This is a genomic window from Pelotomaculum sp. PtaB.Bin117 (assembly GCF_002067195.1).
Classification (GTDB): domain Bacteria; phylum Bacillota; class Desulfotomaculia; order Desulfotomaculales; family Pelotomaculaceae; genus Pelotomaculum_D; species Pelotomaculum_D terephthalicicum.
This window is the reverse complement of the sequence record NZ_MVQM01000146.1, coordinates 1-13,352: the sequence shown is the minus strand read 5'-3', so window position 1 is coordinate 13,352 and position 13,352 is coordinate 1. Positions and strand designations below refer to the sequence as shown.

Genomic DNA, 13,352 nt, shown 5'->3' with positions numbered 1-13,352 from the left:
CATCCCGCATATGGAGTAAGAAGCATGATTGAAGCATTATCTGAAAGGTTAAAACCGAGCTACGGCAAGGGCTACATCATTTGCCGCGAGTATGGACTGCTGCAGAAACGGCGCAAACCTCACGGAATTACCAAAGCAAATCCGAAGGCACTACCGGCGGAGGATTTATTAAAAGGTGATTTCAAATCGGAGACCCCCAATACCAAATGGCTGACCGATATCACCGAGATGAAATGCCTGGACGGCAAGCTCTATCTATGCGCCGTATTAGACTGTTTTGATGCTTCCATTGTCGGATTTTCCATGGACATCAACATGAAGACACCGTTATGCACATCAGCGCTGAACAGCGCCGTAAAACGTTATGGAAAGACCGAGGGGCTGATTGTTCATTCCGACCGAGGGAGCCAGTTTACCTCTCACTTATTCAGGGAAACACTTGCCAATAAAGGGTTCAGACAGAGCATGGGACGGACAGGCAACTGTTTTGACAACGCCCGGATGGAGAGCTTTTTTGCCACACTGAAAAAAGATCTTATCTATCGCCTACCAGTATATAAGATGAACAGGGCTGAGGTTCGGCATTATATCTTTGAATGGACAGAAACCTACTACAATAGAAAAAGAAGGCATACGTCAAATGAGCAGAACCTCCCGCCGCTTGTTAAGCGAAAGCTTTTCCAGGAGCAGATTCAGGCGGCGGCATAACGCGCTCCACAGCCGCGCGGGCTAACCTCAGAAGCCAATGCAGCTCCGTCCTTATCGGCGTTTTAGCAGGAAAGGTATACGGAGCGGGCTAACGCTTGGGCAAAAGATACCCATTATCATCCCGCTCTTGGGAAAAGAATTGGCTTGAATTAACAGGGAAACTGAGTTAGTCATATAAGTTAGGCTAATGTTATCCTTGTCATCTTTGATGGGTGCGGCGCTGTCATCTATCGGTATTTCTTTACCGTGCCTGGTTATCAACAAGGTATGGTTTGCCAGACCTACGGTAAAACCTTCAAGTAGTACCCTTGTTACCGGATTTTCTGCGGGTTTACGCGAGTACATGTTAATTATTTTGAGTACCTCTGTCAGTTTTTTATTTAAGACCTCTTCCAGCTGCCAACCCATTAATTGCTCGGCAACCGGGTTCATGAATGTGATCAGCCCGTTTTTATCGGTGGCAATCACAGCGTCTCCGATACTCCTGAGCGTTGTGGAGAACCATTTCTCGCTTTCTTTTAATTTCCTTTCCATTTTGTGCTTGTACAGCGCCATATCGATAGTTATGTACAATTCTCTTTCCCTGAAAGGCTTGACTAAATAGCCGTATGGCGCTGTTATCTTGGCACGTTGCAGTGTTTTTTCATCCGCATATGCGGTGACATATACAACCGGAATATCGAAGCGGGCCTGGATCTTTTTAGCGGCCGCCACTCCGTCCATTTCTCCATACAGCATTATATCCATCAACACCAGATCGGGATTTGTCTCCTCTGCTTTTTTGATGGCTTCTTCTCCGGTAGATACGATATCAGGAGCAGTGTATCCCAAGCCTGTCAGTCTATGTTGCAAGTCAAGTGCTTCAATACCTTCGTCTTCCACAATCAGTATCTTTGCGTCAGACATTATGTCATTCTCCCTTCTCTCGTTAATTCCGTAAATATAATCGTAAATTCGGTCCCGCTGCTTGTATTGAGGTAAATAGCGCCCTTAAGTTGTTTTACCAGCACGCTTACCTGCTTCAGCCCCAGTGAGTTGCAATTCTGAATCTCGAAGTCCTCCGGCAGGCCGATGCCATTGTCGCTGACGGTCAGTATAAATTTATTGCCGGCGCCATGGCGCCGGTCAATGCGGATTTCATACGTTTTGCCTCCATATGCCGAAGCATTCGGAAAGGCATGTTTCAGCGAATTTGAAACAAGTTCATTGATGAGCAAAGCGCAGGGTATTACCGTATCAATATTGAGTGTAAGGTTTTCAATATCTATTTTCGGTTTTATAACTCTCTCGCTCACACCGTAAGAAAGGAACAGGTTGGTTGTAAGGCTTCGAATATATCCGGCAAGATCGATCTTTGCCAACGACTCGGATTTGTACAGCTTTTCGTGAATAAGGGCCATCGAGTAAACGCGGTTCTGGCTTTCCTTGAACAGCTCAATGGCCTGCTGGTCTTTGATATAAGGAAGTTGAAGATTTAGCATACTGTGGATGATCTGCAGGTTGTTTTTGACGCGGTGGTGTATCTCTTTGAGAAGTGTCTCTTTTTCATGCAGGGCTATCTGCAGGTGTGCTTCACTGGCGTGCAGTTCCTTGTTGGCGGTTGCAAGCTGGGCTGTGCGTTCGTTAACGCGCTGTTCGAGCTCCCTGTTGAGCTTTTTAATTTCTTCCTCTGCCTTCTTGCGATCGGTAATATCGATGCCAATCTCCAGGATGAGGGTGGAGCCGTCCACGTCGGTGAAGGGGAAGTCGAAGACATCGTAATTGCGGCCGTCCGGGCCGGTCCAATCCCACTCATGGGGCGCCATGGTTTTCAGGACGCTATAGGTTTCGCAAATCTCGCAGGGCTCGCTGCGTCCAAACAGATACTCGAAGCAGCGCCGGCCGCGGGACTCGCCGAAGCGCTCCCGGAAGAAGCGATTGGCAAAGGGCACATGATAATCCGGCGACAACAGCACCAAATAAGCCGGCAGCATCTCCAGGACATTATTGAACCGCTGCCGTTCTAGCTTCACGGACTCCTCAGCCCGCTTGCGCTCGGTAATGTCCCTTTCAAGAAGTGCGTTAGCTCTTGCCAGTTCCGCGGTTCTCTCCCGCACCCGCATCTCTAACTCTTCTTTTGCTCCGCGCAGTGCCTCCTCCGCCTTTTTCATTTCCTCCACCAGCCGGGAATTCTCAAGAGAAATCGCCGCCTGCGACGTCAGCAACTCCGTCATCTGCTTCTTTTTTAAAGTAAATACTCCATCCGACAGACGGTTTTCCAGGTATAATATCCCGATCATCCTCGCTTGTTTAAGCACCGGCAGACAGAGGACAGAGCGCATTTGCATCTGCTGGACCTCGGGATTGTCTTTGAACATACCTTCATTAGAGGCGTCGTTCAGGATCAGCTTCTCTCCGGTCCGGTAGACATAACGGACAATTGCTTTGCAGATATCTTCAGCATCCTCCAGTTTTTGATTAAATGTCTGTACTGCTTGCTTCTCCGAGATATGACTTGCCGCACGGATAAACAGGTTGCCTTCTTCTGCTATTAGCAGATAACCGTGCTGCGCCCCCGAGCTCTCGATAACCACGTTCATGATCTTTTTCAATAGGGCGTTCTGCTCTATTTCAGCGGAAATGGCGAGGGATGACTTCATAAGGTATTCGATATCAAGGTCGGGAAGGAGACGGGAAGGAGACGCCGCCTCGATGTGCTGGTAAGAAGTTTTTTCCTCCTCAAAATACTCGGGATATTTCTTGATGAGGTAGATCTCTTTTCGTTCTGCGCGGCATTTCTTGTACAAACGCGCCGCCTCGGCTAAATATAGCCTTTCGGAACACTGACCTGCCTGCAGGAGAAGCTCCCCCAGACATTCGTTGAGATGACCTTCCAGAAGCGTATACTTTTGTTTATGTGCGGCGTCTATGGCGTCGAGGTAAAGACTCCGGGCATCTTTAAACCCGCCGGTGACTCTTTCCAGTTCGGCATAAAGAAAGGCAAGATAGGGTTTCAATAAAGGTCCCAGCGCGGCCCATTTCTTAACTTTTTTGATCAGTGGCCGGATTTCCGCCAGCAATTCATGTTCACTCTTGAAGCGCAGGCCCTTTTCATACAGCTTGAGCGCGTTTAATACCAGGAAGACATGCCACTGTCTCTTCAGCACGTTGTCGGTAAGGCCCGACAGATACTTCCGGACCCCGGCAAGGCACTCCCCGGCCTTTTCATGCTCTCCCAAATAATAATGCGCCAGGGCCATATGGACATAATAACTCCCTGCTGAGGCGATGTGGTTATCCTGTTCCCATTGCCTTAGCTTTTCTGCCATGGATACCGGTGCATATTGCTTCTTCATGGGCTCGATCCAGCCCGCCAGCATAGCCTCGGCAAGGCCTACGGAAAAAGACAGATGATACCTGCTGGAGAATTGAAGGCACTCCCTGGCATAGTCATCGATAATAGACAGGTCCGCTCCCTGGACCTGAAGGTTCCACATCAAGGGGCCATATGAAAGACCCGCATTGTACAGGTCGCCGCAGTTCTTTCCGCACTGGATCGACTTGAGACAATAGTCCACAATCTCTCCCGGGTGACTTCTCGAGTGCATGTTGCACCAGACGATCCCGTTCATCCCGCGGGTGGCGCCGAAGGTATTCGGGTATTTGGCAGACAGTTCGCGGGCAAGGTTCTCGTACCTGAACGCCGGCATAAAATCTTCCTGTTCTCCAAGCTGAAGCCCCATGATGCTGAAAGAATAAATCACAGATTCATCCATGGCCCCCGACAGGCAATGCTGGGTTGACTGCGCGGCCGCGAGGTAGAGCTGCGGCACGAGGCCGGACATATACAGGTCGGGAATAAGCTCGCTGTAAAAGGCGAGCTCGATCTTGCTCCTCCTGTCGGTGGTAAAAGGCATGTTCAGCATGGTTTCCCAGACATCGATGTTCTTTGAGGCAATCTCAGCCATCAACTCCTGCCGTCTCCTGTCCGCTTCATCCGGACTGTCCGGGATGGACTTGCCGAAATAGGCAAGTCCCCTGTTGGCCGTCTCGATAGCCTTGATAAAATTGCCTATGGATGACAGGGTGGTAGTCTGCTCCGCCAGGCATTCCGCCTTGTCCAGATCGGTTTTGGCATGGTCCAGCAGATGGTTGAGCAGTCTTTCGGAATTTACGTAATTGCCGCACATAAGCTCAGTCTTTGCCGCTTTTTGGAATATCCTGAAAGTACGCTTATAGTGATCGTCCTCCCAGCAGTTATCCGGCAGCAGTTCCCTGCTGAGATTGAAATACTCATTTGCCGCTTCCGCGGCGAGGGACCCAAGTGCCTTGTTGCCGGCGTGGTAGTTGAGGTCGGACAATAAATACGCTGTTTTTGCGTCCGGATTATCTTCCCTCCCCAGATTGAGGTGGGAAACAATAGTGAACAGGTTTTCGAGTTTTTCGATGTCCACAGAGCCCTCCGGAACAGCGGCAAGGAGGTGGTTGCCCACCTGCCGGTGGATCCGGCGGCGCCTTTCCGCCGGTATGGCGGATAACGCCGCTTCCTGGACCATCCGTCAGGACTTTTCCATTTTGGCCCACGGCATTCAAAATTCTTTTTTTCCAGCGCGCAACCCTTTTGTCGCTTTCGGTGAGAAAGGTTCGCATTAAATTTCTGAAAGCCTGGATAAGCGAACCGTAAGGAATATTTTTCCGGTATGCGTCGAATTTTCCTGCCGTGAAATAGCCCTTGTGTTTTACAATCGGCTTTTGCAGCTCCTGAATCAGGCGGGTCTTGCCGATTCCGGACAACCCGGAGATGAGCAGCGAGCGAAATGTCCCCCGGGCGACCTGCTCGTATTCTTCAAGGATGATTTCAGCTTCGTGCTCGCGGCCGACCATCTTGGAGATGAAGGTAACCCTGTGGGTGTAAACAGAACTTTCCAGAGGAAATTCGCGTATCGTACCGTAGACGAGTATTCATCCCGGCACCGTAAGAGGTCGGCAAGGAGCCCCTTGCTGCTTTGATAGCGTTTCTCAGGCTCCTTGAGCATCAATTTGGCGACGATTTTACTTAAAGCAGGGGGGATGTCCGGGTTTAATTCATGGACGCGAGAAGCTTCTTCGGCCAGATGGGAATGGATCAATTCAAGGGGATCATCAGATAAGAACGGGAGACGGCTGGTCAGCATTTCGTAGAATACCACTCCGAGAGAATAGAGATCCGAAGAAAAAACCACCCTGTGGCTGATGCGCCCGGTCTGTTCCGGGGAGGTATAGGACAGGGTGCCCCTGACAAAAGAACGGTCGTAAATGAAATGACTGACATCTCTCACATCAACTGCGCTGATGAAATCTATCAGCCGGATTTCGAGCGTGCCGGGGTTGACAAGGATATTGTGCGGTTTGATGCCGCCGTGAATAATCCCTGCTTCGTGAACTTTATCCAAAGCCCGGGCGAGCTGGCAGGCTATGTTGAAATAAACGTTTAAGCAAATTTCGGAATGCGCTTCTGTCAGCTTATTGAGCGGTACTCCGTCAAAATAGTCGTAGGTTATAAAGCAGGTCTCATCTTTCGCGCTGAATTCGATGGGTGTGATAATAAGCGGATCGTTTAAAACCCTGAGATGTTCGATCTTCTGCCTGAATTGGGTTTTCTTATATTCTGACAGGAAGGCTGTTTTCAGAATCTTGAGGATTAGCAGCCGTTCCGGAGCTTTTTTGTGGCATGCCTTGAAAATAGCAGCTTGTTGGCTTTCAGCTAACTTATCAATTATTTCATAATGCGGGAGTATCATTTTTTTCTCTTTTCTCCGATATTCTATTTCAACCAAAAGTATACATCTCTTAACAATTTTTGACAATCTAAAACCAGCCTTTAACATAAAAAACGACGTGCATCACTTTTAAAGCAAAGAACATCGAGCAAGCATATAATCATAATCCAAATTTAATGGGCGACAGGCTGGTGACTACGGTCAATTAAGTTGTTGCCCTCTTTTTTTCCCTTAATATGCCTTTGACAGGAAGCGTGTCTTACGTTATACTACCTACCTGTGCCCCCGGGAAATGAAATGGAAGGGGATGGAATTTATGATGAAATGGAGATTATCGGAGAAATTAAGCTCTGCGAAGAAATTAATGTTTAAGGAGAAATTAAATAAAAAGGTATACTTTCTTTTGGGGCTGTTCCTGATTCCCCTTAGTTTGGCCCTCCACCCGGTCACGTTGTTTAAAACCCTGACCGGACCGGTAAAAAAAGAACAGCAGGCAACCGCGCTGTTGCCCGAACAGGGTTTAGCGGCGCGGCCGGGGGAAGAAAACAGTCCGGCAAGCGAGGGGGAAGGCGGGGAGGTATCCCGTGGCGGCGATGTTAGTCGCAGCGACGTTGTACTGCTCGCCCAGGTGATTGAAGGAGAGGCCGCGGAAGAACCCTACAGCGGTAAAGTGGCGGTCGGCGCCGTGATCATGAACCGGACCGAGAGTCCGGATTTTCCTAAAACAATCCCGGGGGTCATATATGAAAGGGACGCTTTTGAATCGGTGAGCAACGGGCAGTACCTGCGTCCTGTGACTGCAGAGACCTTGCAGGCGGCTTCGGAAGCGGTAAACGGCAATGACCCGGTCGGGGGAGCCCTGTATTTCTGGAACCCCGCCAAGTCTTCCAGTGAGTGGGTCTACACCAGGGAAATTATCACCCGGATCGGGGGTCATGTCTTTGCCCGTTAAAAAGGAGGTTTCGGCCTCCTTTTTCTTCTAGATTTGCCTTATTGATTGATGCTTACCTTTTTTAATATGCCTACAAGATACTTTAAAACAATGGCTATGGCAATGTATATTGGAAAAGAATAAAAATATTCCCACGCCAATAAGTGATGATAATTTAGCCATATCAATATTGGTTCTAAAGCAAACGAAAATAAGCCGGATACAACTATATTAGAAAAAATAAATGATTTCCATGTGTGGAAGTATTGATAAACAAGCATATAAATAACTGGGATTACCGAAACATCATAAACTATAAAAACATCTAACAATGGAATGAACTGATAGTGATACTCCCACAAGTCAAACTCAACACCTATAGCGTCTAATAATGATGTCACAATCATTACCATAAAGCCGTATGTTAAAATTTCAAATATTCTCTTACGGTCAACAACTTTCCACCAAACTAACCAGGGTATAATAAACAAGGCCACTAATAGCCACCAATGCCAGGTGAATACAATATCGTTTATCCAGCTTTCTCTAAGGGCCTGGTCAGCTTCTTTTTGTAAATCAGCTTCTTTTATGAAGGAAGGAGCGAGCTGTTTCATAAGAATAGACCTCATTTTTGCAGATCTTCATATATGTGTTTATATGTTTACCAAAAAATATTGACTATTATACTTACACTAATAACGAGGATTTGCAGACAGTGGTAAATTTAAATAAATATATTACCGGGCATCGCAGGGATGCCCGGTTAGAGTATGAATGTCATGAAGTTGCATAGATGGCTTTCGCCACTGGCTTGTTGGTGAAACAGCAAGGGTAAAGAGGGCTGTTTTTTTAATCAATGAGTTCGATCAAAACTCCGGCAAAGCCCTTTGGATTTAAAAAAGCAAAGTTGCTTTCACGCCACCTTCTCGGCTTTTTATCAATTAAAGGAAAGCCCTTATTGTTAAGCTCTTCCATACTGTTTGCCACATCCGGTACTTTTAAGGATATTAAGAAAACTCCTTCGCCGTTTTTCTCAATGAATTTGGCTACTTCACCGTAAGGGCTGGTGGATTCCATGACTTCAAAGGCAACTTCTCCGATCATAAACCTGGCCACATTTATTTTTTCATTTTCATCAATATAGTGGTCTACGGCCTTTAAATCAAATGCCTTGGCAAATAGTTCCTCCGCCTTGCCGACATCTCTAACTGCAATACAGATGTGATCAATCTTTTCCAGCTCCATTGTTTATTCCCCCTTTTTATAATACTACCATAAACAACTATGGCTCCGGTATGATGATTTTCCAAACCATTGACCATGTTCAGTAAAAAGTAATATAATTTGGTGGCTATCGGAGAACCGATACCAATGAGATTAGGCAGTCAACTCATCACATGATGAAGATAATGCTGGGAGGTTTTATTGATGATAAAAATTTTCGCCTTGATAATATTAATAGGTGGAGTATCGCTAGTTGGTGTGCTGTTGTTGGCTGGATTATTATTCAGCGCCTTTAAAATGCGCAAATGGGGCAAGCCGCTGGGATGGTTGTTGTACAGCATACTAAAAAACAAGAGAAGATGGTAAGAATACGGGAAGGCATTTGGGGAACTGGTTTGGATGAATGGGTACCGGATCCACTGGAAAGTATTAAAATGTCCCCGTGTCCCGTGAAAAGAACCTGGTTCAAAAAAGATATTTATGACTCTTTAATCTTTCTTATTTCCGGTCTGATTAAAAGGGGGATTTGCCTGATTATTTGTGAAGGTGTTATTTTAATCGTAAGCGGAATAACTTTTGTTTTCTTCAGCATCAACAAATTTGCACCCTTTCTTTAATATATGCACAAAGATACCCATAAATACAAGCCGGACATTTGAACACCCGCACGCAAAATAAAAACTACCTTCTGAGAAAGGTAGTTCTGTCAAAGATATTTGGTAGCCCGGCTATCATAGCGGCTGCTTTAGACCCGTGGCTTTGAGCCCCCATCTTTCGATAGGTTTTCCCTTTCTTGTAAATAATCTTATTATTCGACAATATTATCCGTCAATAGGACAATAGTCCTATTTTCAGGACAATTGATGGGCGACAAGACGACAATGGGGACGGTTCTCGTTAACAATCGTCTGGGTCAATCGTCTGAAGCTATGCGAACCGTCCTCCTGCTTGCCTTTGAAATAGGGTTTTCCCGACAGTAAATTCAAATTTACGAGTTGTCGGCTAATTGAAAAGCGGTATGAAAAAAGATGACAGCAATTCCTCGGGAGGAGGATTTTTTCGCAGATGCTCCCTTATTAACCGATAAAACTTGAGATTGCGCTCTCTCGACATAGTAAATTAACTCGATAAAAAGGATGAAAGACAGGAAATGGCAATTGTGGCAATTGGAGGAGGCCATAGTATGCCTGAGTTCAGAGAAGGGGGATATTTTAACATTGACGCAAGGAACCGCCGGTCTTTTCCGCAATCGATTTATTCGTGCCATCTTGCTCTCGGGCATTTTGCTGCAAATTGGCATCTGGGTGCGTAACTTTGCCATCCTGTTGTATGTGATGGAGCGTACTGATAATAACCCTTTCGCGGTTTCGCTCATCTCTGTCGCCGAATTTGCCCCCATATTTTTATTCTCCTTTATTGGCGGGACATACGCGGACCGTTGGCGCCCCAAAAGAACTATGGTGCTGTGCGACTTGTTAAGCGCGCTTTCAGTGTTTATCGTGCTGTTGACAATTATTTTTGGAACATGGGAGGCAGTTTTTCTGGTTACCTTCATTTCTGCCATTCTGTCGCAGTTTTCTCAGCCTTCAGCTATGAAATTGTTTAAAGTTCACGTGCCGGCGGAGCAAATCCAGGTAGGGATGGCCATGTTCCAAACATTAATGGCTATTTTTTTGATCGTGGGACCTCTATTGGGCACTTTTGTTTACCAGAGATTCGGCATTCATACCGCAATCAGCGTGATGGGGGTGGCTTTTTTGCTGTCGGCCGGTGCGCTTACTTTTTTACCGCCTGATAAAAAAGATTATGACAGGCCGGAAAACGATTTCACCAGGGAGCTGGCCGACGGTTTTCGCTACGTGTGGCATAATAAAGTGTTGACGGCGCTTGGCGGGGTGTTTATAGCCGCCGGCTTTGGGATCGGGATTATCCAACCCCTTGGGATTTTTGTTGTGATTGAGCGGCTGGGTTTGCCAAAAGAAAATTTGCAATGGCTGATGATGGTTAATGGTGTGGCTATGTTGCTGGGAGGCGGCGCCATCATCAGTTTTTCAAAAAAAGTTGCGGCGCAGAAACTGCTCGCGACGGGGCTTCTGGTTAGCGCCATATCAGTAGCGGGAGTGGGGCTGTCCACCAGCCTGGTTATAACGCTGGGTTTCCAATTCTTGAGCGGATTGTTTTATCCTTGCATCCACACTGGAATAAACACGTTAATTCTAAATGCGACGGAAGAAAAATTTGTGGGACGGGTGAACGGGGTGCTGAATCCGATGTTCATGGGCGCCATGGTAATTATGATGAGTCTGGCCGGATGGCTGAAAACCCGGTTTTCTCTTGTCGGCATGTACGAAATATCCGGGGCGTTGTTTTTTGTGGGCATGCTGCTTATTGTTCCGGTATTTAATATAAGCGCTGCCCAGAGACGGTATAGGACTGCTGACAAGGAATAATGCTCCAAAGGAGTTCCTTAACAATGAGATAACTGTCACTATACTTAGTTAGGGCGGTTTTTTCACAGGAAAAGGGTTGCCAGATAAGCTTGGCTGATAGAGCAGCATATAATCCCTTACGACCTCGTAGCAATCGTTTTCGACTAGTTATAAAGCCGGCAGACAGGTAACCTTTAAAACCTTTAAGCGGATGGGGAAATAGGCATTCCAGCCTATTTTTTTATTTTAAAGAGGAATTTTTTATAGGCATTATGTTAAGAGACAAACAGGCTAAAACGGTAAATATTCATATGTGCTGCGCTAAAAATAACGTTATCTTGATATGTTGGCGATTAACAAAAATAAAAATGTTGACTTTGGCAATTATTTTGTTATAATGTAATTAATGGTATCAAACCTGTCCCATGAGCGATAATGTATAAAATGTAGAGATAAAAAGACAGGCCCCGGAATTGATGCTTCCGGGCCTGCCGCCGAAATCAGCGCGTCCATGTCATTACAGGTAGTTTTATGGCCTTGCTGATGAAGCACTTTGTCTCGGAAAGGAGAGACCGTGGCAGACCGACAAAACCGCAAGCTTGTGAATGAATCTTTCGAACCGCGGACGATATTGGCCGTATGGAACAAGGCTACCATCGTTGCGGGGTACAACGAGGGCGAGTACAGGAGAGACCGTTGCGGCGCATGGATTAGATTTTCCGAATATGGCAATATCGACTCCGACTTCGGTTGGGAAATCGACCATGAAAAGCCGGTGGCCAAAGGCGGAACGGATGATCTAAGCAATCTCCAGCCGCTGCATTGGCTTAACAACCGTGGCAAAGGTGACAACTGGCCTGTTTGGAAGTGCTCTTACCAGGGTGAATATTAGCCGGCAGGGCTGTGGCAAACCATATTCCGCCGGGTGTTCGCTGATAAGGGGGTGGGAAGCGACGGCTGTAAAAAACGTAAAACTGGGGGAAATCGCCGGCATATTCAATGGTGTGCCCGATGCCAGGCAACACGAGCTTCTATACAAGGCAAGTTTTATCACATATAATTTTATTCAGCCGAAGCATTTGGGAGTTTTTAACGATATACATAGCGCATCGGAAATAAAAAGAAAAACTCCCATTAGTAAGAGCTATTTTGTCCGGAAAAACGATATTATCCTGAAGCGGCTGAATCCGGATGTGGCGACGCTGGTGCTGAAAGATGTGCCGAATACGACCTTTTCAAGCAACCTGATTATTATTCGCTTGCAGAAAAACTATTTTCCCGCCTATATTGCCTGCCTGCTGGAAAATCAGGGTATCGCCCTGCTGAACGGCAATATTGTCGGTTCGGTGGCCGCGATTAATTCCATATCCGTAAAGGCTTTGGCGGCATTGGATATTCCCGCCGTAACATATGAAAGACAAATAACCATCGGCCGGATGTGGCTGCTGCACAAGAAAAGAAAACGGCTGCTGGGTGATTTAATCGCGGCGGATCAAAGGCTGATGGCGGCAGTAATAAAAGGCGTCACGCAAATACCAGGGAGGAATAATAATGGCGACTTCCAGAAAAGACATTGAGGCCGCGCTTTGGCGAGGTGCGAATACATTCAGGGGAGCTATCGACGCGGCCAACTATAAAGATTACATCCTGCCGATGCTTTTTGTTAAGTACCTGAGCGACACCTACCTGGAAAACGTCGCGGAATTAACAAAAAAATACGAGAATCCGGTGCGGCTGGAAAGAGCGATAAGCAGGCTTCCCTTTGTCATCAGGGAAGAACAAAGCTTTTCCTGGCTTTATGGCAAAAGATATAAAGATAATCTGGGGGAGCTTATCAATACGGCTTTGCGCGGCATAGAAGACGACAATCCTGCCCTGTTCAAGGGAATATTCAGGAACATTGACTTTAACAGTGAAGCCATGCTGGGCAATCAAAGGCAAAGAAACACCCGCTTGCGGGAGTTGCTGGAAGATTTCGAGTCCCTTGACTTAAGCCCTTCTTCCATCAGGCCGGAGGAAGGCAAGGTAGTCTCCGACACAATAGGCGAAGCGTTCGAATACATGATCGGCGAGTTTGCCAGTCAAGCCGGCAAAAAAGCCGGTTCTTTCTTTACGCCCTCCGAAGTGTCGGAGCTAATGGCGCGCATTGTCGACCCCAAAATAAGCGACACCATCTACGACCCCACCTGCGGTTCCGGCTCCCTATTGATTAAAACCGGAAAAACAGCCAAGGAAAAGGAAAACGGTTTAATCAAAAGCCTTTCGTTATACGGGCAGGAAATGAACGGTTCCTCCTGGTCGATGGCCAAAATGAACATGTTT

Annotated in this window: 12 protein-coding genes, 1 pseudogene and 1 riboswitch; of the genes and pseudogenes, 7 read left to right on the top strand and 6 right to left on the bottom strand. The window is 46.8% G+C overall.

Translation table 11 applies throughout. The annotated features are described in order from the left end of the window. Window positions 1-708: IS3 family transposase (locus tag A4E54_RS10555; protein WP_286726077.1), on the top strand; the 708-nt coding region annotated here is incomplete at its 5' end. Between the two features lie 51 nt (window positions 709-759). On the opposite strand, the gene A4E54_RS10550 is transcribed toward A4E54_RS10555, so the two are convergent. The 4 genes and pseudogenes from A4E54_RS10550 to A4E54_RS10540 form a co-directional block, all read right to left on the bottom strand. Next, the gene (locus A4E54_RS10550) at window positions 760-1,614 is read right to left on the bottom strand and encodes a response regulator (protein WP_240083496.1); all 855 of its coding nucleotides are present in this window, start codon (window positions 1,612-1,614) and stop codon (window positions 760-762) included. Then, complete coding sequence (locus tag A4E54_RS10545; RefSeq protein ID WP_240083495.1) at window positions 1,614-5,243, bottom strand: histidine kinase dimerization/phosphoacceptor domain -containing protein; 3,630 nt, start codon at window positions 5,241-5,243, stop codon at window positions 1,614-1,616. Before A4E54_RS10545 ends, A4E54_RS10550 begins: the two co-directional genes overlap by 1 nt. A gap of 19 nt (window positions 5,244-5,262) precedes the next feature. After that, window positions 5,263-5,571: pseudogene (locus A4E54_RS15780) on the bottom strand (AAA family ATPase); the annotation flags it as partial. Continuing rightward, window positions 5,454-6,503 carry a serine/threonine protein kinase gene (locus A4E54_RS10540; RefSeq protein WP_240083494.1) on the bottom strand — a complete coding sequence of 350 codons (1,050 nt, stop codon included), beginning with the start codon at window positions 6,501-6,503 and terminating at the stop codon, window positions 5,454-5,456. The gene A4E54_RS10540 and the pseudogene A4E54_RS15780, both read right to left, overlap by 118 nt. A 259-nt stretch (window positions 6,504-6,762) precedes the next feature. On the opposite strand from A4E54_RS10540, the gene A4E54_RS10535 reads away from it, so the two are divergent. Then, the gene (locus A4E54_RS10535; protein WP_240083493.1) at window positions 6,763-7,398 is read left to right on the top strand and encodes a cell wall hydrolase; all 636 of its coding nucleotides are present in this window, start codon (window positions 6,763-6,765) and stop codon (window positions 7,396-7,398) included. Window positions 7,399-7,436: 38 nt separating this feature from the next. Here A4E54_RS10535 and A4E54_RS10530 read toward each other — a convergent pair whose 3' ends face one another. Further along, window positions 7,437-7,991, bottom strand: coding sequence for a CBO0543 family protein (locus tag A4E54_RS10530; RefSeq protein ID WP_240083492.1), 555 nt, complete (start codon window positions 7,989-7,991; stop codon window positions 7,437-7,439). Window positions 7,992-8,226: 235 nt separating this feature from the next. After that, a complete protein-coding gene (locus A4E54_RS10525) occupies window positions 8,227-8,622 on the bottom strand; it encodes a VOC family protein (RefSeq protein WP_240083491.1) in 396 nt (131 codons plus the stop codon). A gap of 183 nt (window positions 8,623-8,805) precedes the next feature. Here A4E54_RS10525 and A4E54_RS10520 point away from each other — a divergent pair, with 183 nt between their 5' ends. The 5 genes from A4E54_RS10520 to A4E54_RS10500 form a co-directional block, all read left to right on the top strand. Continuing rightward, window positions 8,806-8,967, top strand: coding sequence for a hypothetical protein (locus tag A4E54_RS10520; RefSeq protein ID WP_240083490.1), 162 nt, complete (start codon window positions 8,806-8,808; stop codon window positions 8,965-8,967). Window positions 8,968-9,316: 349 nt separating this feature from the next. After that, window positions 9,317-9,399: riboswitch (cyclic di-GMP riboswitch) on the bottom strand. Between the two features lie 410 nt (window positions 9,400-9,809). Beyond that, window positions 9,810-11,051, top strand: coding sequence for an MFS transporter (locus A4E54_RS10515; RefSeq protein WP_502687942.1), 1,242 nt, complete (start codon window positions 9,810-9,812; stop codon window positions 11,049-11,051). Between the two features lie 553 nt (window positions 11,052-11,604). Then, on the top strand, window positions 11,605-11,922 hold the full coding sequence (locus tag A4E54_RS10510; RefSeq protein ID WP_240083488.1) for an HNH endonuclease signature motif containing protein: 318 nt from the start codon (window positions 11,605-11,607) through the stop codon (window positions 11,920-11,922). Continuing rightward, window positions 11,912-12,607, top strand: coding sequence for a restriction endonuclease subunit S domain-containing protein (locus A4E54_RS10505; protein WP_286726068.1), 696 nt, complete (start codon window positions 11,912-11,914; stop codon window positions 12,605-12,607). Before A4E54_RS10510 ends, A4E54_RS10505 begins: the two co-directional genes overlap by 11 nt. Continuing rightward, window positions 12,582-13,352: class I SAM-dependent DNA methyltransferase (locus A4E54_RS10500; RefSeq protein ID WP_286726066.1), on the top strand; the 771-nt coding region annotated here is incomplete at its 3' end. The genes A4E54_RS10505 and A4E54_RS10500, both read left to right, overlap by 26 nt.